Here is a 24,776-nt window from a genome sequence, read left to right on the forward strand (position 1 = left end):
CATCACATAGAGCAGGCGCGCGGGCATGGGTCAGGCCTCGGAAGGGGTTTGCTTATAGTTGAAGCCAATCGGGTGAGGCATATTGCGGGACTTGGCCAGCTCGATCTGCTTTTGCCGGTCAATCGCGCTGCGACGGGTCTTCTCCGGCAGCTTATCCCAGCAATGCGGGCAGCTGATGCCAGCCACATAGTGCTCGGACGCGCGGTCTTCGACGCTCACCGGTGTACGGCAGGCATGACATTGATCGTAGTCGCCTTCGCTCAAGTCGTGGCGCACGGTCACGCGGTTGTCGAACACAAAGCAGTCGCCCTGCCATTTGGTCTCTGCCTGCGGCACCTCTTCGAGGTACTTCAGAATGCCGCCCTTGAGGTGGTACACCTCGTCAAAGCCTTCGCTGAGCATGTAGCTCGAAGCCTTTTCACAGCGAATGCCGCCGGTGCAGAACATGGCGACTTTCTTGTGCTTGGCCGGGTCGAAGTTGGCTTTGATGTAGTCGGGAAATTCGCGAAAACTGGTAGTTTTCGGGTCAATCGCGCCTTCAAAGGTGCCAATGGACACTTCGTAATCGTTACGGGTGTCGATCAACAGCACTTCCGGGTCGCTGATCAGCGCGTTCCAGTCCTGCGGGTCAACATAGGTGCCGACTTTTTTGTTCGGGTCGACGCCTTCGACGCCCAGGGTCACGATCTCTTTCTTGAGCTTGACCTTGGTGCGATAGAACGGCTGCTCATCGCAGTACGACTCTTTGTGGTCGATGTCGTCCATGCGTGGGTCGTTCTTCAGCCAGGCCATCAGGCCATCGATGCCTTCGCGGCTGCCGGAAACGGTGCCGTTGATGCCTTCTTCGGCGATCAGCAACGTGCCTTTGATGCCGTTGTCGACCATCGCCTGCAGCAGTGGCTCGCGCAGGGCGACGTAATCTTCGAGGGTGACGAACTTATACAGTGCCGCCACGACAATCGGTTGAGTCACGGGTGTTCTCTCCAGGTGGCTACCCTCGTAAGGGGTGAACCGGATAACGGCAGCTGGGTTTTTTAGCCGCAAGCTGCAAGTAAAAGCAAAAAAAACGCGCCGACTAGGCGGCGCGTTGGGGATTGTAGCAAGAAGGCAGCTGCGAGGGCTCTAATCTTGTCGCGTGCAGCTGACAACTTGTGGCTGCTTCAATGCCCTCCGGCGCAGGTCGGCGAGGCCGGGGCTGCGTCGATTTTCGCCCATTCTTCAGGCGTGTAGGTATGCAGCGCCAACGCATGAAACTCGCTCATCAGGTCACCCAGCGTGGCGTAGACCGTCTGATGGCGCTTGACGCGGTTAAGCCCCTCGAACTGCTGGCTGACCAGCACGGCCTTGAAGTGGGTCTGCAACCCACGGCTGTGCATATGGCTTTCGTCCAGCACGCTCACGTGTTGCGGGCTCAGGGCGGCGAGCGCCGTTTCGATACGCTGTTGCATGGTCATTCCTGCTTACTTCTTCTTGGCCGGTGCGGCGGCTTTTGGCGCCAGCTCGTTGGTCATGTCTTCCAACAGCTTGTTGACTACCGGCACAGCGCTTTCCAGCTTGGCCTGGGTCATCTGGGCCGATTGCTGGGTCAGCTGCGGCATTTTTTCCAGGACTTTTTTACCCAGTGGCGACTGGTAGAAGGCAACCAGGTCCTTGAGCTCGGACTCGCTGAAGTTGGTGGTGTAGAGCTTGACCATGTCCGGTTTCAGCTTCGGCCAGCCGATGGCTTGGTCCAGCGCGGCGTTGGCCTTGGCCTGGTAGCTGTCCAGTACGGACTGCTTGGCGGCAGGCGCCTTGGTCTGTTCGAAACGCTGGGCGAACATTTGCTGCACTTGCATGTACACCGGGGTACCCAGCTTGTCAGCGTGGGCCAGGGTAAGGAAGGCTTCGGCACTGGCGTTATGGCTGGCGGTATCGGCAAAAACTTGGCCGCTGGCGCAAACCAGAGCAACCGCGGTACAGATGGCACGAAGACGAGTCATCGAGTTTCCTTTTCTAGCAGGCGAGGTAAGACCCCAAGGGCGACCATTCTGCGCCTAAAAAACCTCGCGGCTCAACCCCAGGCCTTGTTCGGCCTGGATTTGCAGGACTTGCCTGCGATGAAAAGTCTTTTATGGAACCCCCAAGGCCCATCACGGCCTAAACTGCGCAAACGAACCTGAAGGAGTGTGCCCGATGAGCCGTATCGAAACCGACAGCCTGGGAGAAGTCCATGTCCCGGATGACGCTTACTGGGGCGCGCAGACCCAACGCTCGCTGGTGAATTTCGCCATCGGCGAGCAACGCATGCCTTTGGCCGTGCTGCATGCCCTGGCCCTGATCAAGAAGGCAGCGGCGCGGGTCAACGACCGCAACGGCGACTTGCCTGCCGATATCGCCCGCCTGATCGAACAGGCCGCCGATGAAGTGCTCGACGGTCAGCATGACGATCAGTTCCCACTGGTGGTCTGGCAGACCGGCAGCGGCACCCAGAGCAACATGAACGCCAACGAAGTGATCGCCGGCCGCGCCAACGAACTGTCGGGCCAGACCCGCGGCGGCAAAAGCCCGGTGCACCCGAACGATCATGTCAACCGCTCCCAAAGCTCCAACGACTGCTTCCCCACCGCCATGAGCATCGCGACGGTGCAGGCGATCAACACGCAACTGCTGCCGGCGATCACCAACCTCTCGGGTGGGCTGGCGGAACTGTCGGCGCGGCACATGAAGCTGGTCAAGACCGGCCGCACCCACATGATGGACGCCACCCCGATCACTTTTGGCCAGGAAGTTTCTGCGTTTATCGCCCAGCTCGACTACGCCGAACGCGCGATCCGCAGCGCCCTGCCCCCGGTGTGCGAACTGGCCCAGGGCGGCACCGCCGTCGGCACCGGGCTCAACTCACCCCACGGCTTTGGCGAGGCGATTGCCGCCGAGTTGGCCGCCTTGTCGGGGCAGCCCTTTGTGACCGCCCCGAACAAATTCGCCGCCCTCTCCGGCCACGAGCCGCTGGTAACCCTGCACGGCGCGCTGAAAACCCTGGCCGTGGCGCTGATGAAAATCGCCAACGACCTGCGCCTGCTCGGCTCCGGCCCGCGCGCCGGGTTGGCCGAGGTCAAGCTGCCAGCCAACGAGCCGGGCAGTTCGATCATGCCGGGCAAGGTCAACCCGACCCAATGCGAAGCGCTGTCGATGCTGGCCTGCCAGGTGCTGGGCAATGACGTGACCATCGGCATTGCCGCCAGCCAGGGGCACTTGCAGTTGAACGTGTACAAGCCGGTGATCATCCACAATCTGCTGGAGTCGATCCGCCTGCTGGCCGACGGTTGCAACAACTTCCAGGAACACTGCATTGCCGGCCTTGAGCCGGATGCAGAACAAATGGCCGAACACCTGGAACGCGGCCTGATGCTGGTGACCGCACTCAACCCGCACATTGGCTACGACAAGTCGGCGCAGATCGCCAAGAAGGCGTATGCCGAGGGCCTGACACTGCGTGAAGCCGCGCTGGCGCTGGGCTTCTTGACTGATGAAGAGTTCGACCAGTGGGTACGCCCGGAAAACATGCTCGAAGCCGGCCACTGACCTCAGGTTTTTGATTCGCTTTTGATCTAAGGCGCCCCGTTAACCACGCTGGCCGCACGCTGAGCCTATGCGAGGTGCCGAGTGGTGGGGCGAGGACCTTTTGCTTACTTTTGGCTGGGCCGGCATTCCGGTCCTTCCAAAAGTGAGCCGCTGTAAGAGCGGAACCCTAGGTAGCCGTTACTGCAGCAAAGGGTATATACGCCGACTAATATCCCAGCCAACTGACATGCCGCCTTCGCGAGCAAGCCCGCTCCCACAGTTAACAGTGTTGCGGCAGCGAGATACGGGGCGCGCCAGAGGCCGCCATCGCAGGCAAGCCAGCTCCCACATTTACACCGGTTTACCACCCTAAAGCCGCGGCGGCGACCCGGCCGCCACGCCAGGCATCAAGACGCCAGCCGCACCCGCCGAGCCCTGAGCCCCGCCAGCAACGACGGCGCCAGCGCCACCGTCGCCGACCCCAGCACCACCACCAGCGCCCCGACATAGCCCAAGGCGTTGATCTCTTCGGCCTGCACGAACGCCGGCCATAACCACGCTGCCAACGCCACTGCCACAAACGTCACCAACGGCGTCAGCGCCAACGTCGCACTGACCCGCGAGGCCTCCCAATGCGCCAACGCCTCGGCAAACGCGCCGTAAGCCACCAGCGTATTCATGCAGCACGCCAGCAACAGCCAGCCTTGCAGCGGGCTCAACTGCAGCGCCTCCAGCGGATGCGCCCACGGCGTGAGCAGCGCGGCGCACGACAGGTAGATCACCATCATCACCTGCAGCGAATTCCATACCGTCAGCAACTGCTTCTGGCCCAAGGCGTAAAACACCCAGGTGGTAGTGGCGAGCAGAATCGTCAGCACCCCGGCGGTGTAGGTGCCCAGGGACGTGAGCATTTCCACCAGGCGTTGGTTGAAGAACAGCCCGAAGCCGATGATCAACACCACCAGGCCCACACCCTGCCCCAGGCTGAAACGCTCCTTGAACACAAACACGCTGGCGACCATCAGAAAGATCGGCCCCATCTGCACCACCAACTGGGCCGTGCCGGGGCTGAGCATTTTCAGGCCTACCAGGTACAACACGTAATTGCCCACCAGCCCGCACACCGCCATGGCTACCAGCCAACCGCCCTTGGGGCCGAGCACTTTGCGACTGGGCAGGCGCTGGGTGAGGGCCAAGTAGATAAACAAGCAGCTACCGGCGACAACCAGGCGAAACCAGGTGACGGTGACCGGGTCCATCACCCGCAGCACTTGTTTGAGTTTGATCGGCAGGATGCCCCACAGGAACGCGGTCAGCAGGGTCAAGCCAAAGCCATAGACCCAGCGGCCGGAAGAGATGTGCATGAGTGCCCCGAATGCCTGAGGAAGTGGAGGCAGCATTCTAGGGGCAAGCGCACGAATTGGGATACGGCACAATTCAAATGTGGGAGCGGGCTTGCTCGCGAACACGGTGGGTCAGCCTTGCCTGTGTTGACTGATACACCGCTTTCGCGGGCAAGCCCGCTCCCACATTTTTAAGCCGGGTTTCTTCAGTGAGATCTAGCGTACGGCTTCGAAGAGCCCGGTGGCGCCCATGCCGCCGCCCACGCACATGGTGACGATGCCGTAACGCAGGTTGCGCCGTTGCAGCTCGCGCACCAAATGCCCGACTTGTCGCGAACCGGTCATGCCGAACGGATGCCCGATGGAAATCGAGCCGCCATTGACGTTGTATTTGGCGTTGTCGATCTCCAGGCGGTCACGCGCATACAGGCACTGCGAGGCAAACGCCTCGTTGAGTTCCCACAGGTCGATATCCGCCACCTGCAAGCCCTTGGCCTTGAGCAACTTGGGCACCGAGAACACCGGGCCAATGCCCATCTCGTCCGGCTCGCAACCGGCCACGGTAAACCCGCGGAAAAACGCCTTGGGCTTGAGCCCCAGTGCCAGGGCTTTTTCCAGGCTCATCACCAGTGTCATCGACGCGCCATCGGAAAGCTGCGAGGAGTTGCCAGCCGTCACCGAACCGTCTTCGGCAAACACGGGCTTGAGCCCTTGCAGGCTGGCCAGCGTGGTGTCCGGGCGGTTGCAGTCATCGCGATCCACCACGCCTTCAAGGATCTGCACCGCGCCGGTGTGCTTGTCCTCAACCTTGTAGGTGACTGGCATCGGCACGATTTCATCGTCGAACAAACCGTCAGCCTGAGCCTGCGCGGTGCGCTGCTGGCTCTGCAAGGCGTAACGGTCCTGCGCTTCGCGGCTGACGTTATAGCGACGCGCGACGATTTCGGCGGTCTGGCCCATCGGGAAGTAGATGCCCGGCACTTGCTCTTTCAGCAGCGGGTTGATCAGGTTGTCGGTGTTGACGCTTTTGAGGGTCAGGCTGATCGATTCGACGCCACCGGCGACGATGATGTCGCTGCAACCCGAAGCGACCTGGTTGGCCGCGATCGCGATCGCCTGCAAGCCCGAGGAGCAGAAGCGGTTGAGGGTCATGCCGGCCGTGCCGGTGCCCAATTGCGAGAGCACTGCCACATTGCGCCCGATGTTGTAGCCCTGCGCGCCTTCATTGGAACCGGCACCGACGATGCAATCCTCGACCGTCGCCGGGTCGATGCCATTGCGGCTCAGCAGTGCATCCACGCAATGGGCCGCCATGTCGTCCGGACGGGTCTGGTTGAACTTGCCACGAAAGGATTTGGCCAGGCCGGTTCGCACACTGTCGACGATCACTACTTCACGCATGGGCTACCTCGATCTTGTCGTTGTTGGGAGATCAACCGAGGATAAATCCAGGCCCTCCCCACCGCGATGATCATTCACCCCGCCTATACAAAAGCATGGCAATGAGCAGGCTGGTTCTGCCAAGTGGGATGTTGTGCCGGACACGCTGGCTGTGGCGAGCAGGCTTGCCCTGCGTTGGGGCGCGAAGCGGCCCTGATCCAGACGCCGCGCTCTTTCATTTAGAACGCATTGACCGACGATGGGGCCGCTTCGCAGCCCAACGCAGGGCAAGCCTGCTCACCACAAAGAGCCTGCTCACCACAAAAAGCCTGCCTGCCACAGGTCAGCGCCCGCCAACGCTATTTTTTCTTTTTCTTCTTGTCGTGCTTGTCGGTTTTGTCGAACGCCTCTTCCAGCGCGCGGTTGATGGTGCGCAACACCTTGACCCGCGCCCAGCGCTTGTCGTTGGCTTCCACCAGCGTCCAGGGCGAGACTTCAGTGCTGGTACGGTCGACCATATCGCCCACGGCGGCACGGTAGGCGTCCCACTTGTCGCGGTTGCGCCAGTCGTCTTCGGTGATCTTGAAGCGCTTGAACGGGATGTTCTCGCGGGCCTGGAAGCGCTCCAGCTGGGTGTCCTTGTCAATCGCCAGCCAGAACTTGACCACGATCACACCGGCGTCGCGCAGCTGCTCTTCAAAGTCATTGATCTCTCCATAGGCACGCATCCAGTCCGCCGGGGTGCAGAAACCTTCGATGCGCTCCACCAGCACGCGTCCGTACCACGAGCGGTCGAACACCGTGAACATGCCGCGCGCCGGAATCTTCTGCCAGAACCGCCACAGGTACGGTTGGGCACGCTCGTCTTCACTCGGCGCGGCAATCGGCACGATGTGGTACTGACGCGGGTCCAGCGCCGCCGCCACACGCCGGATCGCCCCGCCCTTGCCCGCCGCATCGTTGCCTTCGAACACGGTAACCAGCGCGTGCTTGCGCATGCGCTTGTCACGCATCAGGCCGGAGAAACGCGCCTGCTCGGTGATCAGCTGTTCTTCGTAATCGTCCTTGTCCAGGCTCAAAGTCATGTCGAGGCTGTCGAGCAGGCTCTTCTGATCCACCGAGGCCAACAACGGCGCCGGGTTCATGCCGCTGGCCTTGCCCTTGGGCAACTTCAGCGCATTTTGCAGGCTTTCGAGCAGGATCTTGCCAACGGTGAGGCTGCGGTAGTGCGCGTCGACGCCTTCGATCACATGCCACGGCGCATAGTCGCGGCTGGTGCGGCGCAGGATGCGCTCACCAAAATGCACAAATTTGTCGTAGGTCTGGGACTGCTGCCAGTCCAGCGGGCTGATGCGCCAGCTGTGCAGCGGGTCATCGGCCAACGCCTTGAGCCGCGCTTTCATCTGTTTCTTGGACAGGTGGAACCAGAACTTGAAGATCAGCGCACCTTCGTCGCAGAGCATCTTTTCCAGGCGCTCGGCACCGGCGATGGCCTGGTCCAGGCGTGCGTCCTTGATCTCGCCGTGCACGCGGCTTTGCAGCATCTGGCTGTACCAATTGCCGAAAAAAATGCCCATGCGGCCTTTGGCTGGCAATTGCCGCCAGTAGCGCCAGGCCGGTGGGCGCGCCAGCTCTTCGTCGGTCTGCTGGTCAAAGGTGCGCACTTCGATCAGGCGCGGGTCCATCCATTCGTTGAGCAGCTTGACGGTCTCGCCCTTGCCGGCGCCCTCAATGCCGTTGATCAAGATAATCACCGGGAAGCGCTTCTGCTGCTGCAGCTCGTACTGCACTTCCAGCAACGCTTCGCGCAGGGCCGGCACTTCGGCCTCATAGGTGTCTTTGTCGATGGCGTGACCGATTTCGGCGGATTCGAACATGGGCAGCTCCGTTTCAAGATGGATCAAGACTAGCGGATTGGGCAACAACGCGCGGGAGGAAATTCCACGCCAACGTGCCGTGGGTCAATTCAAAGCCCATTGATCAGCTAGAATGGCCGCCTTGCTGTTGCCCGCTGTTATTTTATGAGCCGCCCATGACCCCCATCACCCACGCCCAGCTCGACTGGGACGACCAAGGTCGCCCGCACTCGCGGGTCTTCGACGATGTGTATTTTTCCGACCAGTCGGGCCTTGAAGAAACCCGCTACGTGTTCCTCGAACAGAACCGTCTGCAGGCGCGCTTTGCCGCCCTGCCGGTGAACGGGCGACTGGTGATCGGCGAAACGGGGTTTGGCACCGGCTTGAATTTTCTGTGCGCCTGGCAGCTGTTCGAACAGCACGCGGTGGCGGGCGCGCGTCTGCATTTTGTCAGCGTGGAAAAGTACCCGCTGAGCCACGCCGACCTGCAACGCGCCCTCGCCCTCTGGCCAGAGCTTGCGCCCTTCGCCGAGCAACTGCTGGCGCACTACATTGCCATCCACCCAGGCTTCCAGCGGCTGGTGCTGGATAACGGCCGCGTGACGCTGACCCTGTTGATCGGCGATGCCCTGGAGCAGTTGCCGCAACTGGATGCCCAGGTCGATGCGTGGTTTCTCGACGGCTTCGCCCCGGCAAAAAATCCCGACATGTGGACCGCCGAACTGTTTGCCGAACTGGCCCGCCTGGCGGCACCCGGCTCGACCATCAGCACCTTTACCAGCACCGGCTGGGTACGCCGGCTGATCAACGCCGCCGGGTTCAAGATGAAACGCACACCAGGCATCGGGCATAAGTGGGAGATCCTGCGCGGTGAATTCCTCGGTTGGCCGGCCGAAACGCCGCCACCGGCCCACAGCAAACCGTGGTTCGCCCGCCCGGCGCCGGTGCCTGGTGAGCGCAGCGCCCTGGTGATCGGCGGCGGCCTGGCCGGGTGCGCCACCGCGGCCAGCCTGGCGGCACGTGGCTGGCGCGTGAGCCTGCTGGAGCGCCACGGCGCCCTGGCCCAGGAAGCGTCGGGCAACCCGCAAGGCGTGCTTTACCTCAAGCTCTCGGCTCATGGCACGGCGCTTTCGCAACTGATCCTCAGCGGTTTCGGCCACACGCGACGCTTGCTTGAGCACCTGCACCGCGGCGTCGATTGGGACGGTTGCGGCGTGCTGCAACTGGCCTTCAACGCCAAGGAAGCCGAGCGCCAGGCCCAACTGGCCGCCGCATTTGCGCCGGGCCTGCTGCACCTGCTTGACCAGGCTCAAGCGCAGGCGCGCGCCGGCGTGGCGCTCGAACACGGCGGGCTGTTTTACCCCGAGGGCGGCTGGGTACACCCGCCGGCATTATGCCAATGGCAAGCGCAGCACCCGTTGATCGACGTGCTGCCGCATCACGAAGCCCTCGAGTTGCAGCGCGTTGACGGTCAATGGCAAGCCCTGGCCGGCGACACCCTGCTGGCGAGCGCGAGCGTGGTGGTGCTGGCAGGTGCTGCCGAGATCAAGCGGTTTGCGTTCAGTGCCGACCTGCCGCTCAAACGCATTCGCGGGCAGATCACACGGCTGGCAGAAACGACGGCGAGCCAGGCGCTGGCCACCGTGGTGTGCGCCGAAGGCTATGTCGCCCCTGCGCGCCTGGGTGAACACACCTTGGGCGCCAGCTTCGACTTCAAGAGCGACGACCTGACGCCCACTGCCGCCGAGCACGCCGGTAATCTGGAGATGCTGCGGGAAATCTCCCTCGACCTGGCCGACCGTCTGGGCGCCGATGCCTGCTCTGCCGAGCAGCTTGAAGGCCGCGCCGCCTTCCGCTGCACCAGCCCCGACTACCTGCCGATTGTCGGGCCGCTGGCCGAACGCGAGGCGTTCGACCAGGCCTACGCGGTCCTGCGCAAGGACGCTCGCCATGTGCCGCCCACACCCTGCCCATGGCTGGACGGCGTTTACATCAACAGCGGCCATGGCTCACGTGGCCTGGTCACCGCGCCGCTGTGTGCCGAACTGCTGTCAGCCTGGCTGGACGCCGAACCCTTGCCCTTGCCCAGCAGCGTGGCCGAAGCTTGCCACCCCAACCGTTTTGCCTTGCGCGCGCTGATCCGCAGCAACGCCGGCAAGCCTTAGACCTGGCCGAATCACGGGATCACACAGGGCGACAGGTCGCCGAGTTTCAGCGCCTCCTTGGTCAGGCGCTCAGCTTCGCCCTTATGCGCCGCCTGCTGTTCGCGCAGGATCTGGTTCATCTGGTCAAGGTAGTCGGCGTCGTTGAGCGCGGTGCTTTTTTCAAAGACCGCCTGCAGGCGTTGGTCAAAGGGTTCGTTCAACGCCTCGAACGATCGGCTGAAGGCGACTTTCAAGTGACTGTCCCATAACGGCAACTCCACCAGGTAGTTCAAGAGCTTGGGTGAGCGCTCCGCCGCCCGGAGTTGTTCTTCGGCGCTGTTCAGCGCTTCGACCGTGACGCCGCCCAGGCGGGCAAAGCGCATGTGCAGCGGCTGACCCGGCAAATGAAACTTGCTCGCCAGCCCTGTCCGGTAGGCCAGGCTGACTTCCAGCGGGTCGGCCTCCGGGTGCGCCTGACTGTGCGTGCGTGCGTAGCTGTCCAACTGATCCAGACGAAACAGGCCCTTGGCCAACTTCAGCAGCGGCTTGGCGGTCAGCTTGCCACCTTCGACCCCTTTGGCAGCTTCGTGGATCTCCACCAGCACCTCAAGGTTGCTGAAGTTCAGCGCCGCACTGTCATCGCAATTGAGTGGCGTGGCGGCCCGGTCAAAAATTTCATCGCGTAGCTGCGTGTCAGTTCCGGCCGCCTCCAGCACCCGCCAGACGCGTCGTTCCAGGTCCTCACGCACCAGTTGAGCATCGCCGGTGCCGCCCAGTTCGGCCAATAACCGGAACAGGCTCTCGGACTCTGGCTCTTGCTGAAGTCCCGTCCAAACCGCCTCTTTTTGTGTGTACCGCGCAACCGCGCTGTCGGCCAGCCATAATTCCCGGGCTTTCTGCTCGTTGAGGCGAGCGATGTCATCTTCCAGGAAGCCCATGCCGACGCCGGTTCGGCTCCGATAGTCGGCCAGTGTCTTTCGGCTGGCTTCATCCAGCGGGTTGTGGCGCAGGTTGATGGCTTCAGCCACAGGGCGTGGCGCGGTGAACAACCAGCCAGGCACGGCCGGGATCTCGTTGTCGCGCAGGTCGAGGTAATGCAGGTAAGGCAGGCGCGGTACCCCACCAGGAAACGCGCGCAGACGACAATGACGCAGCATCAGCTCACGCAACTCGAACATGTGGCCGATGGCAGGCGGGTCGATCAACGGGTTGTTGCTCAGGTTCAAGACCTGCAGGCCGCGCAGGTCAGCCAGCTTGGCGCGGGTGTGTTCGGTGAGTTGCAGGTGGTTGTCGTTGAGGTACAGGTGTTTGAGCGCGGGCATCTGTGACAGTACTTCCGGCAGGCGTGTCACCTCGTTGCTGCGCAGCTCCAACGCCTCGAGCTGCTTGAAGTGCTTGAGAAAATACGCCACGTCATCGTCGAGCCCCATTCTGTTCAACGACAACTGCCGGACGTGGGCAAAGCTGACCTGCGCCGGCAAGGTGGGCAGTCGGCCCACGACCAGGCCATCGAGTACCAGGCTTGGCACCTTTACCCCGCTGGCATCGGGCAACAGGAGCGTCTGTCGCCAGCCCTCCTCGATGGCCTGCATCGCCTGATGACGGCCCAAGCGGTAATCCGCCTGGGGATGGGGTAAACCGGCGAGGGACGTCTCGTCATTGCGCCACGCCTTGAGTGCCCGATGCAGGGCCTCGAATTGTCGTTCCAGCGCCTCCACGGACTGGGCGCGCGCCAAGTGATCGGGGCCTTGCCCGTCCAGGAACGTCGCCACCTGCCGCTCGTCAAAACCGGGATACAGCCTGTTGACCTTGCGCACCAGCGCCGCCGGGTGCCGCGTCGAGCGCACCATGGCTTGAACGCACGGCACCGGCGCCGGTTCAGGGAGTGCACGCTCGGGCCATAGATGGCGTGAAAGCACGTGGCGTTCGTCCTCGGCGCACGCCTGGATCGCGTCGCGCAATCGACTGGCACGCTCTGCCCCCGACAGGTTCAGCGCCGCCAATTGCGCAGGCGACAAGGTGGCAAGCAGAGCCTGGTAAAACCCGTCCGGGCCTGAGACCTTTTCGCCCAGCGGCGCACCTTTGTCGTCAAACGCCTGGACCCCATCGCCAGTCTCGACCAGTGTCCGCTGCCACCGTGCATGCTGGCTGCCAGAGGTGCCTAGCAGGTCGCCGATCAAACTGTCCCGGCGTACCTGCACGTGCAAATCCTGCGGCCACCCCGCGACCTTCGCCAGCAGGTGAACGGCCAGCTGTCGCGAGGGGGCAGTCGCCAGCTCCGGCAGATACAGGCCGATCAGCGCCTGGTCTTCTTCCTGCACCGCCAACGCTTCGCGTACCCGTTGTGCGAGCGACAGCGGCACGCGCCGGGTGCTGCGCAATTGCCAGCGATGCACGGTTGGCGTTTTGGATAACAATTCCCAGGCGATGCGATTGGGCAAGAGCGGGAAATGCGCCTTGAGCAACCCGTGATCTGAATGGGTAATGCCATCCGCTTCCTGATACAGCTGCTGGAAAACCTCTCGGTGGGTGCGCTTGAGCGAGGCCAGCAACTGGCGCGCAAGCACCGCGCCCTGCTCGTCTGGCGGTACCGAGCCGCCCAGCAAGGTGTCGATCTCGTCCGGCGGCAGCACGTCGAGCAGAGTCGCCATCACTGCGCCGTCTTTGAGCGCCTGCTCAGTGATGTGGATGCTCAAGTGTCCATGCTCGAAGGTTGCGCTGCCGGGAAAACGTTCGAGCCGCGCCCCTTGGCGGTCCAGCACCTCGAAAAACCGTCCCTGCGGCCAACCTGGCATCAGCGGCAACGCCAGCAACTGAACGCGCGCGGTGCTTGCATCCGGGCGTGGCTGATGTTCCAGCTGCCAGATCAGATCGCGGACTTGCTGGTTCAAGGCGAAACGCGCCACGCAGTCGTTGAAGCGCTCCGGCAGCGGGCTATTTTGCAGGGCCAGGGCGTGCAGGCGGGAGGGGCCCATGTCGACAATGCTCGCCACGTATTTCAATTGCTCGGGGGGCAGCGCGGCCAGGCGCGGGTTGAGCCGAGTGAGGATGTAGGACGGGGGCACCCACTCCTGAGTGTGTTCGAACGCAAACCGCCAACCGCCCTGGCGGTTGTGCAGCAGGCGCGGACGATAGGCCGTGGTCCGCGTCGGGTGAAGCGCATGCCAGTAACCCGACCGCGCATCGTAGGCCACCGAATACACCACGCCCTTGATCCTGACATATGAATGACCGCCGGCCTGGTAGATCCCGCGGCTATTGGCCACCGTCAGGGCGTCGACATCCAGCGTCCGCCCGTAAGGCTTGAGCCGCCGACGCCACAAGCGAGGACCGGCATCAGGCAGTTGCACGGCTTCGACCGCTTCAAAGAACTCCGCGGGATTGGACTTGAACGCCCTGAACACCTTGCCCGCCACCTTCACACCATTCGCAAACAGGGCCATGGCCGCGAGGTTTTCGGCCACATTGACCAAGTGTTCCAAGCCTTCGGCCTGGTCGCTATGCGTCCAATCATCCACGCCCTCGAACACCTCGGCGAGCATCTCGCCGACGGCGACGCCCAACATCAATTGCCCGAGCACCGGCACCATCAGGCCGGCGATGTTCAGCATATTCAGGCCCGCCTCCTGATAGCCTTGAAGGCGTTTCTGGCGCGCCTGCTCATCCACTTGCGCCGTCGGCACGGCCAATGCAACGGCGTCCAGCTGGATCTTGCGGGTCAAGGCGCCGAAAAAGAACGGCTCCAGGCCAGTGTCCACCTCCACGGGCTCCACGCGTTCGAGTGTCCTGCGTTTGTCAAAGCGCTGGAAAAAACCGAACCGCTCAGCCTCATCCAGGTAGCGAATGAAGAAGCTGCGATAGGCCGGCACCTGAAGCTTGAGCGTCAGGTAGACGGTCAGATCACCCAGCGTGGGGTATTCGTACCACGGGCGCCCGGGCTCGCCTGGCATGTACACCAGCAAGGGCCCCTCGGCAAAGCCGCGCGTGGAAGCATGGCCGAACACCAGCACGCTCCACAGGCATGCCCCATGCACATTGATCCCTTGCCAGACCAGCGGCCTTTCATGGAACAACACATGCTGCAGGTTCCGCGCGGGCAAGCGTGTATTGAGCAGGGCTTGCAACGCGGTATAGCCGGACTCACTGATATCGCCCTTGGCATGGGCAATCTGCAAGTCGATTTGCATGTCCTTGATCTTGCACTGGCCGACCTCGCCGACCACCGGGTTATAGGCCCGTTCAGCGCCGTCCTCGTCGTCGCTCCCCGCGAGGTTGAACACCTCACGCAGGTGCCGCTGGTAGGCCGCGCCCAGGTCCAGTTCGCGGCAGTACCGCGCAAAGGCTCCAACGCTCAGCGTTGACACGTGTTGGCCCGCCGCTCCCGTTCGAATCACCGCGCCTACGGGCAGCCCCTTCGCCTCGGCCTGGTCCTGGGTAAAATTCTGCATGGCCGCCTGCAGCAGGTTGTGCTTGTCCAGGGACATCGTCTGCAGCCGTACGCCACGGCCGAAGGTCAACGCGGCGAAGTGCCGGTTGGGCAACTCCAGCCAGTCACGTTCGACATTCAGCCCTGCATGCCCTTTTGTTACCAGGAGCGCTTTGAGTCGCTCGGCACAAAATGACCTGAGCGGCATTACACGGCGCAGCAGGCTCGCGGCCCGCTCGCGGGGTTGCTGACTGCTGGCATGCGCCGCTTCGAGCGCCTGACGCGTTGGGGCGGCGGCACTTACCAGCCACGGAGGCAGCGTACGCTGCAGCACGTTGGCCTTGTCCAGGTCGCCAGTGATTTCCAGCAGCGCAGCGGTTATTTTCTCCTGAGAGACAAGCGCAGCGGCCTGGCTTACAGCCGGTTGTTGGGTCATCGGCAACAGTCCTTATTGCGTTGGATAATGACCCGGACAATAGCCCTCGCACCGGCGCTGAAGGGTTCAAATAGTCGCTCGATAACGCGGCGCATCCCCCCACTTTTTGCATCCGTGATTGACCTATCTACCGACCATTGAAGGGCGCCCCGCTGGCGCGCGACGTGGCTTGCGGCCACTCAAGGCTCTTTGCCTTATAACGTATTGTTCTAAAACTCCGTGAATCTGCTCGGGTCAGTCTCTGGGTACCCACCCTTTTGGTGCGGTGCCTTTTTTGTCTGTCCCCAACGGAAAAACCGGTAAGGAATATATGTGCGGATTAGCTGGCGAGTTACGTTTTGATCACCAACCTGCCGACCTGGCAGCGGTGGAGCGGATCACCCATCATTTAGCACCACGCGGTCCTGACGCGTGGGGCTTCCATGCCCAAGGGCCGATTGCCCTGGGCCATCGACGCCTGAAAATCATGGACCTGTCGGACGGCTCGGCCCAACCGATGGTCGACGCCCAACTGGGGCTGTCCCTGGCCTTCAATGGCGCGATCTACAACTTCCCGGAATTGCGTCAAGAGCTGGAAGCCCTGGGCTACGCCTTCTATTCCGGTGGTGACACCGAAGTGCTGCTCAAGGGCTACCACGCCTGGGGCGAAGCACTGCTGCCCAAGCTCAATGGCATGTTTGCGTTTGCCATCTGGGAGCGCGACGCGCAGCGCCTGTTCATCGCCCGCGACCGCCTGGGTGTAAAACCTTTGTACCTGTCGCGCACCGGCCAGCGCCTGCGCTTTGCCTCGGCACTGCCGGCGTTGCTCAAGGGCGGTGATATCAACCCGATGCTTGATCCGGTCGCGCTTAATCACTACCTGAACTTCCACGCCGTGGTACCGGCACCGCGCACGTTGCTGGCAGGTGTTGAAAAACTGCCGCCAGCCAGCTGGATGCGCATCGACGCCAACGGCAAGACCGAACAGAAAACCTGGTGGACCCTGCCCTACGGCCCCCATGACGATGAAAAAAACCTGACCCTGGAAGACTGGACCGACCGCGTGCTCGACAGCACCCGCGAAGCCGTGGCCATTCGCCAACGCGCCGCCGTGGATGTCGGCGTGCTGCTCTCCGGCGGTGTCGATTCGAGCATGCTCGTCGGCCTGCTGCGTGAAGTCGGCGTGCAGGACCTGTCGACCTTTTCCATCGGTTTTGAAGACGCCGGCGGCGAGCGCGGCGACGAATTCCAGTATTCGGATCTGATCGCCAAGCACTACGGCACCCGCCACCATCAACTGCGCATCGCCGAAAGCGAGATCATCGAGCAACTGCCCGCCGCATTCCGTGCCATGAGCGAGCCGATGGTCAGCCACGACTGCATCGCCTTCTACCTGCTGTCGCGGGAAGTGGCCAAGCATTGCAAAGTGGTGCAAAGCGGCCAGGGCGCGGATGAACTCTTCGCCGGTTACCACTGGTACCCGCAAGTGGATGGCGCCAGCGATCCCTTTGCCGCCTACCGCGATGCCTTTTTCGACCGCAGCTACGACGACTACGCGGCCACCGTCGCCCCCAAGTGGCTGACCGCCAACGATGCTGCCGGTGACTTTGTGCGTGAGCACTTCGCCATGCCCGGCGCCGACGCCGCCGTGGACAAGGCGCTGCGCCTGGACAGTACGGTGATGCTGGTGGACGACCCGGTCAAACGCGTCGACAACATGACCATGGCCTGGGGCCTGGAAGCACGTACGCCGTTTCTGGACTACCGCCTCGTCGAATTGTCAGCCCGTGTGCCCGGCAAATTCAAATTGCCCGACGGTGGCAAGCAAGTCTTGAAAGAAGCCGCGCGCCGCGTGATCCCGAGTGAGGTCATCGACCGCAAAAAAGGCTACTTCCCGGTGCCGGGCCTCAAGCACTTGCAGGGCGACACCCTGAACTGGGTGCGTGAACTGCTGCTGGACCCGAGCCAGGATCGCGGCCTGTTCAACCCGGCCATGCTCGATCGCCTGCTGACAGACCCGCAAGGCCAACTGACGCCGCTGCGCGGTTCAAAGCTGTGGCAACTGGCGGCGCTGAACCTGTGGCTAAGCGAACAAGGAATCTGATTGATGAAACCTCTTGCAGCGGCTTACAGCCAACGCTTGCTGAAGGGCCAGGCGCCGACCTACGAGCGCCTGCAAGCCCGCCTGGCTGAAGATGGCAGCCCGTTGGGCGCCGAACCGATTGCCGTGCATTGTGGTTGGGGCCGATTGTTGATCGGCCATACGTTCCCGGACCCGGCGAGCCTGGCCCAGGAACTGCTCAAGGAACAGCCTGGCGAGCGCGACATCGCCCTGTATGTGGCAGCGCCCCAGCAGATTCTGGGGATCGATCCGCAGCAGTTGTTCCTTGACCCGTCCGACACGCTGCGCCTGTGGTTCAGCGACTATCGCCCCGCTACCCGTGTGTTTCGCGGTTTTCGTATTCGCCGGGTCCAAACCGAAGCCGATTGGGCAGCGGTCAACGTGCTCTACCAGGGGCGCGGCATGTTGCCGGTCGACGCTGAACGCCTGACCCCACGCCATCAGGGCGGCCCGGTGTATTGGCTGGCCGAAGACGAAGACAGCGGCGCGGTGATCGGCAGCGTGATGGGCCTGAACCATCAGAAAGCCTTTCACGACCCGGAAAACGGCTGCAGCCTGTGGTGCCTGGCAGTTGACCCGCAGTGCACCCGCCCCGGCGTGGGTGAAGTGCTGGTGCGCCACTTGGTGGAGCACTTCATGAGCCGCGGCTTGAGCTACCTCGACCTGTCGGTGCTGCACGATAACCGTCAGGCCAAGAGCCTCTATGCCAAGCTGGGTTTTCGCGCGCTGACCACCTTTGCGATCAAACGCAAAAACGGCATCAACCAGCCGCTGTTTCTGGGCCCGGGCCCGCAGGCCGGGTTCAATCCCTATGCGCGCATCATTGTCGAAGAGGCCCACCGACGTGGCATCGATGTGCACGTGGATGACGCCGATGCCGGCCTGTTCACCCTCAGCCATGGCGGGCGCCGCGTGCGTTGCCGTGAATCATTGAGCGACCTGACCAGCGCCATCAGCATGACCTTGTGCCAGGACAAGAGCCTGACCCACAAAGTGCTCAAAGCCGCCGGCTTGAACCTGCCGTCGCAGCAATTGGCGGGCAGTGCCGACGACAACCTGGAGTTCCTCGACGAACACCAGCGCATCGTGGTCAAGCCACTGGATGGCGAGCAAGGCCAGGGCGTGGCGGTGGATTTGCAGACCATCGAGGACGTGCAGAAAGCCATCGAAACAGCGCGCCAGTTCGACAGCCGCGTGTTGCTCGAGAGCTTCCATGAAGGCCTCGACCTGCGCATTCTGGTGATCGGTTTTGAAGTGGTTGCCGCCGCGATTCGGCGCCCGGCCGAGGTGACCGGCGACGGCCAGCATTCCATCGGCGCCCTGATCGAAGCCCAAAGCCGTCGTCGCCAAGCGGCCACTGACGGTGAAAGCAAGATCCCGCTGGACGACGAAACCCAACGCACCCTGCACGCCGCCGGTTTTGACTACAGCAGCATCCTGCCGCGTGGCCAGACCCTGGCCGTGCGCCGCACCGCCAACCTGCACACCGGCGGCTGCCTGGAGGACGTCACGGCGATTTTGCACCCCACATTGGTGGACGCTGCCGTGCGCGCGGCGCGTGCGCTGGACATTCCCATGGTCGGCCTGGACCTGCTGGTGCCTGCCGCCGATCAACCTGAGTATGTGTTTATCGAAGCCAACGAACGGGCCGGGCTGGCCAACCATGAACCGCAACCGACGGCGGAGAAGTTTGTGGATTTGCTGTTTCCGCACAGTCAGCCGACCGCCCAATAACCTGTGGCGAGGGCCCGTCGTGGCTAGCGGGCTTGTTGTGGCGAGCGGGCTTGCCCCGCGTTGGGGCGCGAAGCGGCCCTGACCCTGGCACCGCAGTCTTTCAGCCAGAATGCGTTGGCAGGTTTTGGGGCTGCTTCGCAGCCCAACGCGGGGCAAGCCCGCTCGCCACAGCAAGCCCGCTCACCACAACAGGGCCACTTGCCACAACAGGCCCGTTCGCCACACAAAATCCGCTCGCCCCCATTCATCAGGAGTCTTTATGAGCCGAACCATCCCCGAACCGGATCTCAACTACCTGCAGAAGGTACTGCTGGAAATGCTCGCCATTCCCAGCCCTACCGGCTTCACCGACACCATCGTGCGCTACGTCGCCGAGCGCCTGGAAGAGCTGGGGATTCCCTTTGAGATGACCCGGCGCGGCACGATTCGCGCCACCCTCAAGGGCCAGAAAAACAGCCCTGACCGTGCCGTCTCGGCCCACTTGGACACCATCGGCGCCGCCGTGCGGGCGATCAAGGATAACGGCCGCCTGACCCTGGCGCCCGTCGGTTGCTGGTCCAGCCGTTTTGCCGAAGGCAGCCGCGTCAGCCTGTTCACCGACAACGGCGTGATCCGTGGCAGCGTGCTGCCGCTGATGGCCTCCGGGCATGCCTTCAACACCGCCGTGGATGAAATGCCGGTGAGTTGGGACCATGTCGAACTGCGCCTGGACGCTTACTGCGCCACCCGCGCCGACTGCGATTCGCTGGGCATCAGTATTGGTGACTACGTGGCGTTTGACCCACTGCCCGAGTTCACCGACAGTGGCCACATCAGCGCGCGCCATCTGGACGATAAAGCCGGCGTGGCTGCACTGCTCGCCGCGCTCAAGGCGATCATCGACAGCGGCGAACCGTTGCTGATCGACTGTCACCCGCTGTTTACCATCACCGAGGAAACCGGCAGCGGCGCCGCCGCGGCATTGCCTTGGGATGTGAGTGAATTTGTCGGCATCGACATCGCACCGGTCGCGCCCGGCCAGCATTCGAGCGAACACGCCGTGAGTGTGGCGATGCAGGATTCCGGTGGGCCGTACGACTATCACCTGTCCCGGCATTTGTTGCGCCTGGCCTCGGAAAACGACCTGCCCGTGCGTCGCGACCTGTTCCGCTACTACTTCAGCGATGCGCATTCGGCGGTCACCGCCGGGCACGACATTCGCACTGCGCTGCTGGCGTTCGGTTGCGATGCAACCCACGGCTACGAGCGCACACACATCGACAGCCTGGCGGCGTTGAGTCGCCTGCTGAGCGCGTACATCCTCAGCCCGCCGGTATTTGCCAGCGATGCGCAGCCGGCCCAGGGTTCGCTCGACCGCTTCAGTCATCAGATCGAACACGAGACGCAGATGGAGAGCGATACGCGAGTGCCATCGGTGGACAGTCTGGTAGGACAGAAGTCCTGAGGCTGGCAACCTGATACTGGCAAGACGGGTCCCGGCGCAGTAGCATCGCCGGGATTCTACCTCTGAGGCTTTTATGCTGATTCCCTACGACGCACTTGAAGTCGACACCCTGACCCGGCTCATCGAAGACTTCGTCACCCGCGACGGCACTGACAATGGCGATGAAACGCCCTTGGAGACCCGCGTGCTGCGCGTGCGCCAGGCGCTGACCAAAGGGCAGGCGCTGATTGTGTTCGACCCTGAAAGCGAGCAATGCCAGTTGATGCTCAAGCACGACGTGCCCAAGCATCTGTTCGATTGAGGAGGTGCTAGGGGTTGGTTTCAGTTTGCGCGACTTGGCGTTCGAGGATTTTCTGATACACCTCGGCGCGGTGCACGTTGACCCCTACCGGTGCCTGGATGCCGAATTTCACCTGGGTTCCGTTCAGCTCGAGGATATGCAAGGCGATGTCATCGCCGATGGAAATGATTTCGCCTACGGCGCGGCTTAAGACCAGCATGGCGGTTGTCCTTTTGGAGTGACAGGACCTTGACCATGCGCGCTCGGAGGGGGTGCGACAATGGCTTGCCACTAAATCAGGCGAGACCTACGCGAGCTGGTAATTTGCCTGACAGACATCAGCCTCATTGGGCCGGTCGGGTACCTATCCGTTACCGGGGTGTCGCCGGGTAAGGCGCAATCCAGCTGCGCCGTTACCGGAATAACGCATAGGTACACGCCCAACACCTCAGGCCTTGACCGCCTGAGCCTTGGCCCGCATCTTGTCTGCCATGCTGGTCATCTCGTCATACAGCAGCTGCGGATTTTTCTGCTTCAACGCCCAGGCCATGCGCCCTTGCTCGTGCGGCAAAATCATGAATTCGCCCTGTGCCACGCGCTGGTAGATATAGTCGGCAATGTCAGCCGCCGAAATGGGCGAACTCTCCAGCAACTTGCCCACCTGCGCCTTCATCGCCGGCGTCGGCCCACGAAACGAATCCAGCAAGTTGGTCTGGAAAAACGACGGGCACACCACATGCACGCCAATTTCCTGATGCTTGAGCTCGACCAGCAAACTCTCCGACAACGCCACCACGCCCGCCTTGGCCACGTTGTAATTACTCATGGCCGGCCCCTGCATCAAGGCCGCCATCGACGCAATATTGATGATCCGGCCCCTGCTCTTCTCCAACAACGGCAGGAACGCCTTGCAGCCCTTGACCACACCCATCAGGTTAATCGCGATCTGCCAGTCCCAATCCTCCAGCGACAACTCGGCAAAGAAGCCCCCCGACGCCACACCGGCATTGTTGACGATCACATCGATACCGCCCAATTTCACCTCGCACGCCTGTGCAAAGGCGGTGAGCTGGCTGTAATCACGCACATCGCAGCGCTGCACAAACCCATCACCACCCGCCTCGCGCACCAGCTTGAGCGTTTCCTGCAGGCCCGGCTCGCTGACATCCGACAAGGCCAGCTGCCAACCCTCACGGGCCCAGCGCAGCGCGATTTCGCGGCCCAGGCCGGACCCGGCGCCGGTGATCATCATGCGATTTTGCATAGGAAATAAGCCTTGTGGTTCACGTAGGAAGTGACCGGCAGTGTAGCGAAGGTTTTTGCGACACCCACGCACCATCCAATTGATGAATGCCTCGGGCAAACCTGAGGCCAGGTGCGAGGATGGTTTATAGCGTAAGTTCAATAAATTTCAACTAAGCGCACCTGATTGCGAACGCATTAAAAGAAATAAGCAACTTTGCAAAATGCTTTAAAAAAGCAGGGAATTTTCTTTGAAGTGACAGAGTCGGAGTTATTAAGGCGTCCGTAAATAAACCCACGGGCCTGTCGTTAATAACCGGTCTTTTCAGAAGGCCCTATAAGGAAAAAAACCATGAGCCTCATTCTGATCATTATCTTGATCCTGCTGTTGGTCGGCGGCCTGCCGGTGTTCCCGCACTCGCGTAACTGGGGCTATGGCCCGTCGGGTATTCTGGGCGTTGTCCTGGTAGTGCTGGTGGTACTGTTGCTGCTCGGTCGGATATAAATTCCGCACAAAAAAAAGAGGCCTCAATGAGGCCTCTTTTTTTATGCCCGGTTAATTAATCCGGCTTGCCGTCAATCACGCCGGCAGTGTTATCCAACAGGCTCTTGGTGGCCGTTTGCAGGAACGACTCGAGTTTCTGCTTCAGCGCCGCTTCGTCCGGTGACTCGGGAATCACTTTACCGGTCGGGTTCGCGCCCAATTCATACTCCCACAGCTTGGGCGGCATCTCCTTGGGCAGTACCAGAATGCGGTCTGCGGTAACCAGCGCCACCGTCTGATCGCTGCCCGACGGCTTGATCACGCCGAAGCCCTTATCGCCTTCCGGCAGGTTCAGCAGGTCACGGCCCCAGCACTGGTGCAGGGTGTCGCCACCGAGGCGGCCCATGATGGTCGGCACGATGTCGATCTGAGTGCCCACGGTGTGGTCACGCTCGCCGAACTTCTCCTGCATGCCCGGTGCAATCATCAGCATCGGCACGTTGAAGCGGCCCAGGTCCATTTCGGTGATCTGCTGTTCGTTGCCAAAGCCATGGTCGCCCACGATCACGAACAGGGTTTCCTTGAAATACGGCTCTTTGCGGGCCTTTTCAAAGAACTGGCCCAGGGCCCAGTCGGAGTAACGCATGGCCGTCAAATGCTCGTTGAGGCTGCCACGGTCGGTGACTTTCTCGACCGGCAATGGCGTCGGCAACGCGTACGGCGTGTGGTTGGACAGGGTTTGCAGCAGTGCGTAGAACGGCTTGCCGCCTTCGCGGGCTTTCAACTCTTCCAGGCCACGGTTGAACATGTCCTGGTCGGACACGCCCCACGTCGGGTCGGAGAACACCGGGTTGACGAAGTCATTACGCCCGATGAAGTTGGTCATGCCCTGGTTGCTGAAGAAGCCCGACTGGTTGTCCCAGGCGAAATCGCCGTTGTAGACATACACGTCGTCAAATTTGCGCGCGCTGAGCAACTGCGGCAGACCCGACAGCTTGTGGCTGCCTTCCGGGGTCTGCATCAGGTATTCGAAACCCGGCAAGTTCGGGAAGCAGGCCATGGTGGCGAACATGCCCTGGTGGGTGTGCGTGCCATTGGAGAAGAAGCGATCGAACAGCAGGCCTTCCTTGGACAACTTGTCGAAGTACGGCGTGATGTTGCCCGGGCGACCCAGGGCGCCCACCGAGTGACCGGCGAAGCTTTCCATCAGGATGACCACGACGTTCTTGATCGGCAGAGTCTTCTCGGCCGGTGGCGTGTAGTCACGACGCACGGCGGCGGTGTCGGTATCCACCAGTTTCTCTTGCGGCAGCACCAGCATGTCGCGCACGGTCTGGGTGGCCAGCGGCTGGTCCAGGGTGGCCTTCCAGATGTTGGAACGTTCCTCGGAGAAGCGCGCCTTGGCCGCAGCGATCAGCGACAGCGTGCCGTTGAGGCCCAACTGGTTGGCGAAGTTCGAGTCGGTGGTGTAGACATCACCCCAACGCAGCGGCGGGCCTTGACGCAAGGTGCCGCGGATGGCGACTACGGCGATCAACAGGCAGACCACAAACACGGCGATGCGGCTGTACCACGGCGCCACTTGGCGGGTACCGATGCTGCCGCCGCTGAACGGGCCGCGAGGGCGCGTTGCACGGTCGGCACCTTTGAAGGCCATGCTCAGGATCAGCGTGCCCACGGCCCAGGCCAGCAGGTAACGCACCACCGGGAAACCGTACCAGAGCATGCTCATCACGGTTTTCGGGTCTTCCTTTACATACTGGAAGACCAGGCCGTTGAGGCGCTGGTGGAATTCGCGGTAGAAGTCCATTTCCATCAGCCCCAGGAACAGGGCAATGCTGGACGCGACGGTCAGCCACAAACGGAAGAACCCGCGTGCCGCCATCGCCCGTACGCTGAACAAGGCCAGCAGCAGCGGGACCAGCACGTACATCACCAGGCGTATGTCAAAACGCAGCCCGTTGGCGAACGCTTCCAGGAAGGTCGAGGCCGGCGTGTCGAGGATCATCTCGCGGTTGTAGACCAGCAGCGCCAGGCGCAGCAGGGAGAACATCACCATCATGACCAATGCGCAGAGCAGCGTGTACGCCAGATGGGATTTGACGGTCGGTTGCAGCAGGCGATTTGAAGCTCGCTGCTGACTCAGGGCGTCCGGGTTTGCCATGTCGTTTCAGGACCCATTGGAAGTTTAAGTTGCGAAAAAATGCAGTGGCGTCCGTCCCTCGCCCAGGCTGGCTGGGGCAGGCGGTTAACGCGGTGGCGCAAATGGTGCCCGATCAATGGCATCAACGCTATTAATTACTGAACGTGCGCCGCGCTTGTGCCTTTAAAGGCACTCGAGATAGAGCCTTGGCAGCGTCATAAAG

17 protein-coding genes are annotated in these 24,776 nt (G+C 62.1%); 7 read left to right on the top strand and 10 right to left on the bottom strand.

Going from position 1 to position 24,776, the window contains the following annotated elements:
* Positions 1–30: 30 nt before the first annotated feature.
* The 3 genes from AB5I78_RS20140 to AB5I78_RS20150 all read right to left on the bottom strand — a co-directional run bounded on the left by AB5I78_RS20140 (position 31) and on the right by AB5I78_RS20150 (position 1,979).
* Positions 31–972, bottom strand: a complete 942-nt coding sequence (locus AB5I78_RS20140) for a rhodanese-related sulfurtransferase (protein WP_369301199.1) — start codon at positions 970–972, stop codon at positions 31–33.
* Between the two features lie 188 nt (positions 973–1,160).
* A complete protein-coding gene (locus tag AB5I78_RS20145; RefSeq protein WP_262207922.1) occupies positions 1,161–1,454 on the bottom strand; it encodes a BolA family transcriptional regulator in 294 nt (97 codons plus the stop codon).
* 6 nt (positions 1,455–1,460) lie between these two features.
* Complete coding sequence (locus AB5I78_RS20150; protein ID WP_003175221.1) at positions 1,461–1,979, bottom strand: DUF2059 domain-containing protein; 519 nt, start codon at positions 1,977–1,979, stop codon at positions 1,461–1,463.
* A 193-nt stretch (positions 1,980–2,172) separates the two neighbouring features.
* Here AB5I78_RS20150 and AB5I78_RS20155 point away from each other — a divergent pair, with 193 nt between their 5' ends.
* Entirely contained in the window at positions 2,173–3,561 is a 1,389-nt protein-coding gene (locus AB5I78_RS20155; RefSeq protein WP_369301200.1) for a class II fumarate hydratase, read from the top strand.
* A 386-nt stretch (positions 3,562–3,947) separates the two neighbouring features.
* Here AB5I78_RS20155 and AB5I78_RS20160 read toward each other — a convergent pair whose 3' ends face one another.
* The 3 genes from AB5I78_RS20160 to pap all read right to left on the bottom strand — a co-directional run bounded on the left by AB5I78_RS20160 (position 3,948) and on the right by pap (position 8,140).
* Positions 3,948–4,904 (bottom strand): DMT family transporter, encoded by a 957-nt coding sequence (locus AB5I78_RS20160; RefSeq protein ID WP_242195467.1) that lies wholly within the window; start codon positions 4,902–4,904, stop codon positions 3,948–3,950.
* Between the two features lie 195 nt (positions 4,905–5,099).
* Entirely contained in the window at positions 5,100–6,284 is a 1,185-nt protein-coding gene (locus tag AB5I78_RS20165) for an acetyl-CoA C-acyltransferase (protein ID WP_369301202.1), read from the bottom strand.
* A gap of 338 nt (positions 6,285–6,622) precedes the next feature.
* Complete coding sequence (gene pap / locus AB5I78_RS20170; protein ID WP_145158741.1) at positions 6,623–8,140, bottom strand: polyphosphate:AMP phosphotransferase; 1,518 nt, start codon at positions 8,138–8,140, stop codon at positions 6,623–6,625.
* A 155-nt stretch (positions 8,141–8,295) separates the two neighbouring features.
* On the opposite strand from pap, the gene mnmC reads away from it, so the two are divergent.
* Positions 8,296–10,284: a bifunctional tRNA (5-methylaminomethyl-2-thiouridine)(34)-methyltransferase MnmD/FAD-dependent 5-carboxymethylaminomethyl-2-thiouridine(34) oxidoreductase MnmC gene (gene mnmC / locus AB5I78_RS20175; RefSeq protein ID WP_369301203.1), complete on the top strand. Its 1,989-nt coding sequence runs from the start codon at positions 8,296–8,298 to the stop codon at positions 10,282–10,284.
* A gap of 11 nt (positions 10,285–10,295) precedes the next feature.
* On the opposite strand, the gene AB5I78_RS20180 is transcribed toward mnmC, so the two are convergent.
* The gene (locus AB5I78_RS20180; RefSeq protein ID WP_369301205.1) at positions 10,296–15,125 is read right to left on the bottom strand and encodes an NEL-type E3 ubiquitin ligase domain-containing protein; all 4,830 of its coding nucleotides are present in this window, start codon (positions 15,123–15,125) and stop codon (positions 10,296–10,298) included.
* Positions 15,126–15,435: 310 nt separating this feature from the next.
* Between AB5I78_RS20180 and AB5I78_RS20185 the strand changes: the two genes are divergently transcribed.
* The 4 genes from AB5I78_RS20185 (at position 15,436) to AB5I78_RS20200 (ending at position 20,705) form a co-directional block, all read left to right on the top strand.
* Positions 15,436–17,208 carry an N-acetylglutaminylglutamine amidotransferase gene (locus AB5I78_RS20185; protein ID WP_369301207.1) on the top strand — a complete coding sequence of 591 codons (1,773 nt, stop codon included), beginning with the start codon at positions 15,436–15,438 and terminating at the stop codon, positions 17,206–17,208.
* Between the two features lie 3 nt (positions 17,209–17,211).
* Positions 17,212–18,960, top strand: coding sequence for an N-acetylglutaminylglutamine synthetase (gene ngg / locus AB5I78_RS20190; RefSeq protein ID WP_242195481.1), 1,749 nt, complete (start codon positions 17,212–17,214; stop codon positions 18,958–18,960).
* A 259-nt stretch (positions 18,961–19,219) separates the two neighbouring features.
* Positions 19,220–20,404, top strand: a complete 1,185-nt coding sequence (locus AB5I78_RS20195) for an osmoprotectant NAGGN system M42 family peptidase (protein WP_262207931.1) — start codon at positions 19,220–19,222, stop codon at positions 20,402–20,404.
* A gap of 73 nt (positions 20,405–20,477) precedes the next feature.
* A complete protein-coding gene (locus AB5I78_RS20200; RefSeq protein ID WP_064453367.1) occupies positions 20,478–20,705 on the top strand; it encodes a YheU family protein in 228 nt (75 codons plus the stop codon).
* 7 nt (positions 20,706–20,712) lie between these two features.
* On the opposite strand, the gene csrA is transcribed toward AB5I78_RS20200, so the two are convergent.
* Positions 20,713–20,904, bottom strand: coding sequence for a carbon storage regulator CsrA (gene csrA / locus AB5I78_RS20205; RefSeq protein ID WP_369301208.1), 192 nt, complete (start codon positions 20,902–20,904; stop codon positions 20,713–20,715).
* Between the two features lie 228 nt (positions 20,905–21,132).
* A complete protein-coding gene (locus AB5I78_RS20210; protein ID WP_262207934.1) occupies positions 21,133–21,948 on the bottom strand; it encodes an SDR family oxidoreductase in 816 nt (271 codons plus the stop codon).
* A gap of 330 nt (positions 21,949–22,278) precedes the next feature.
* On the opposite strand from AB5I78_RS20210, the gene AB5I78_RS20215 reads away from it, so the two are divergent.
* Entirely contained in the window at positions 22,279–22,431 is a 153-nt protein-coding gene (locus AB5I78_RS20215; RefSeq protein ID WP_003236711.1) for a DUF3309 family protein, read from the top strand.
* Between the two features lie 55 nt (positions 22,432–22,486).
* Here AB5I78_RS20215 and AB5I78_RS20220 read toward each other — a convergent pair whose 3' ends face one another.
* Positions 22,487–24,574, bottom strand: a complete 2,088-nt coding sequence (locus AB5I78_RS20220) for an LTA synthase family protein (RefSeq protein WP_262207937.1) — start codon at positions 24,572–24,574, stop codon at positions 22,487–22,489.
* Positions 24,575–24,776: the final 202 nt, after the last annotated feature.

This window comes from Pseudomonas sp. N2-3-1-14, assembly GCF_041228395.1.
GTDB lineage: Bacteria > Pseudomonadota > Gammaproteobacteria > Pseudomonadales > Pseudomonadaceae > Aquipseudomonas.

Excerpts from the sequence above, each read along its gene's own strand:
- AB5I78_RS20145 (WP_262207922.1), bottom strand. The coding sequence starts at position 1,454 with ATGACCATGCAACAGCGTATCGAAACGGCGCTCGCCGCCCTGAGCCCG.
- AB5I78_RS20150 (WP_003175221.1), bottom strand. The coding sequence starts at position 1,979 with ATGACTCGTCTTCGTGCCATCTGTACCGCGGTTGCTCTGGTTTGCGCC.
- AB5I78_RS20155 (WP_369301200.1), top strand. The coding sequence starts at position 2,173 with ATGAGCCGTATCGAAACCGACAGCCTGGGAGAAGTCCATGTCCCGGAT.
- AB5I78_RS20160 (WP_242195467.1), bottom strand. The coding sequence starts at position 4,904 with ATGCACATCTCTTCCGGCCGCTGGGTCTATGGCTTTGGCTTGACCCTG.
- AB5I78_RS20165 (WP_369301202.1), bottom strand. The coding sequence starts at position 6,284 with ATGCGTGAAGTAGTGATCGTCGACAGTGTGCGAACCGGCCTGGCCAAA.
- pap (WP_145158741.1), bottom strand. The coding sequence starts at position 8,140 with ATGTTCGAATCCGCCGAAATCGGTCACGCCATCGACAAAGACACCTAT.
- mnmC (WP_369301203.1), top strand. The coding sequence starts at position 8,296 with ATGACCCCCATCACCCACGCCCAGCTCGACTGGGACGACCAAGGTCGC.
- AB5I78_RS20180 (WP_369301205.1), bottom strand. The coding sequence starts at position 15,125 with ATGACCCAACAACCGGCTGTAAGCCAGGCCGCTGCGCTTGTCTCTCAG.
- AB5I78_RS20185 (WP_369301207.1), top strand. The coding sequence starts at position 15,436 with ATGTGCGGATTAGCTGGCGAGTTACGTTTTGATCACCAACCTGCCGAC.
- ngg (WP_242195481.1), top strand. The coding sequence starts at position 17,212 with ATGAAACCTCTTGCAGCGGCTTACAGCCAACGCTTGCTGAAGGGCCAG.
- AB5I78_RS20195 (WP_262207931.1), top strand. The coding sequence starts at position 19,220 with ATGAGCCGAACCATCCCCGAACCGGATCTCAACTACCTGCAGAAGGTA.
- AB5I78_RS20200 (WP_064453367.1), top strand. The coding sequence starts at position 20,478 with ATGCTGATTCCCTACGACGCACTTGAAGTCGACACCCTGACCCGGCTC.
- csrA (WP_369301208.1), bottom strand. The coding sequence starts at position 20,904 with ATGCTGGTCTTAAGCCGCGCCGTAGGCGAAATCATTTCCATCGGCGAT.
- AB5I78_RS20210 (WP_262207934.1), bottom strand. The coding sequence starts at position 21,948 with ATGCAAAATCGCATGATGATCACCGGCGCCGGGTCCGGCCTGGGCCGC.
- AB5I78_RS20215 (WP_003236711.1), top strand. The coding sequence starts at position 22,279 with ATGAGCCTCATTCTGATCATTATCTTGATCCTGCTGTTGGTCGGCGGC.
- AB5I78_RS20220 (WP_262207937.1), bottom strand. The coding sequence starts at position 24,574 with ATGGCAAACCCGGACGCCCTGAGTCAGCAGCGAGCTTCAAATCGCCTG.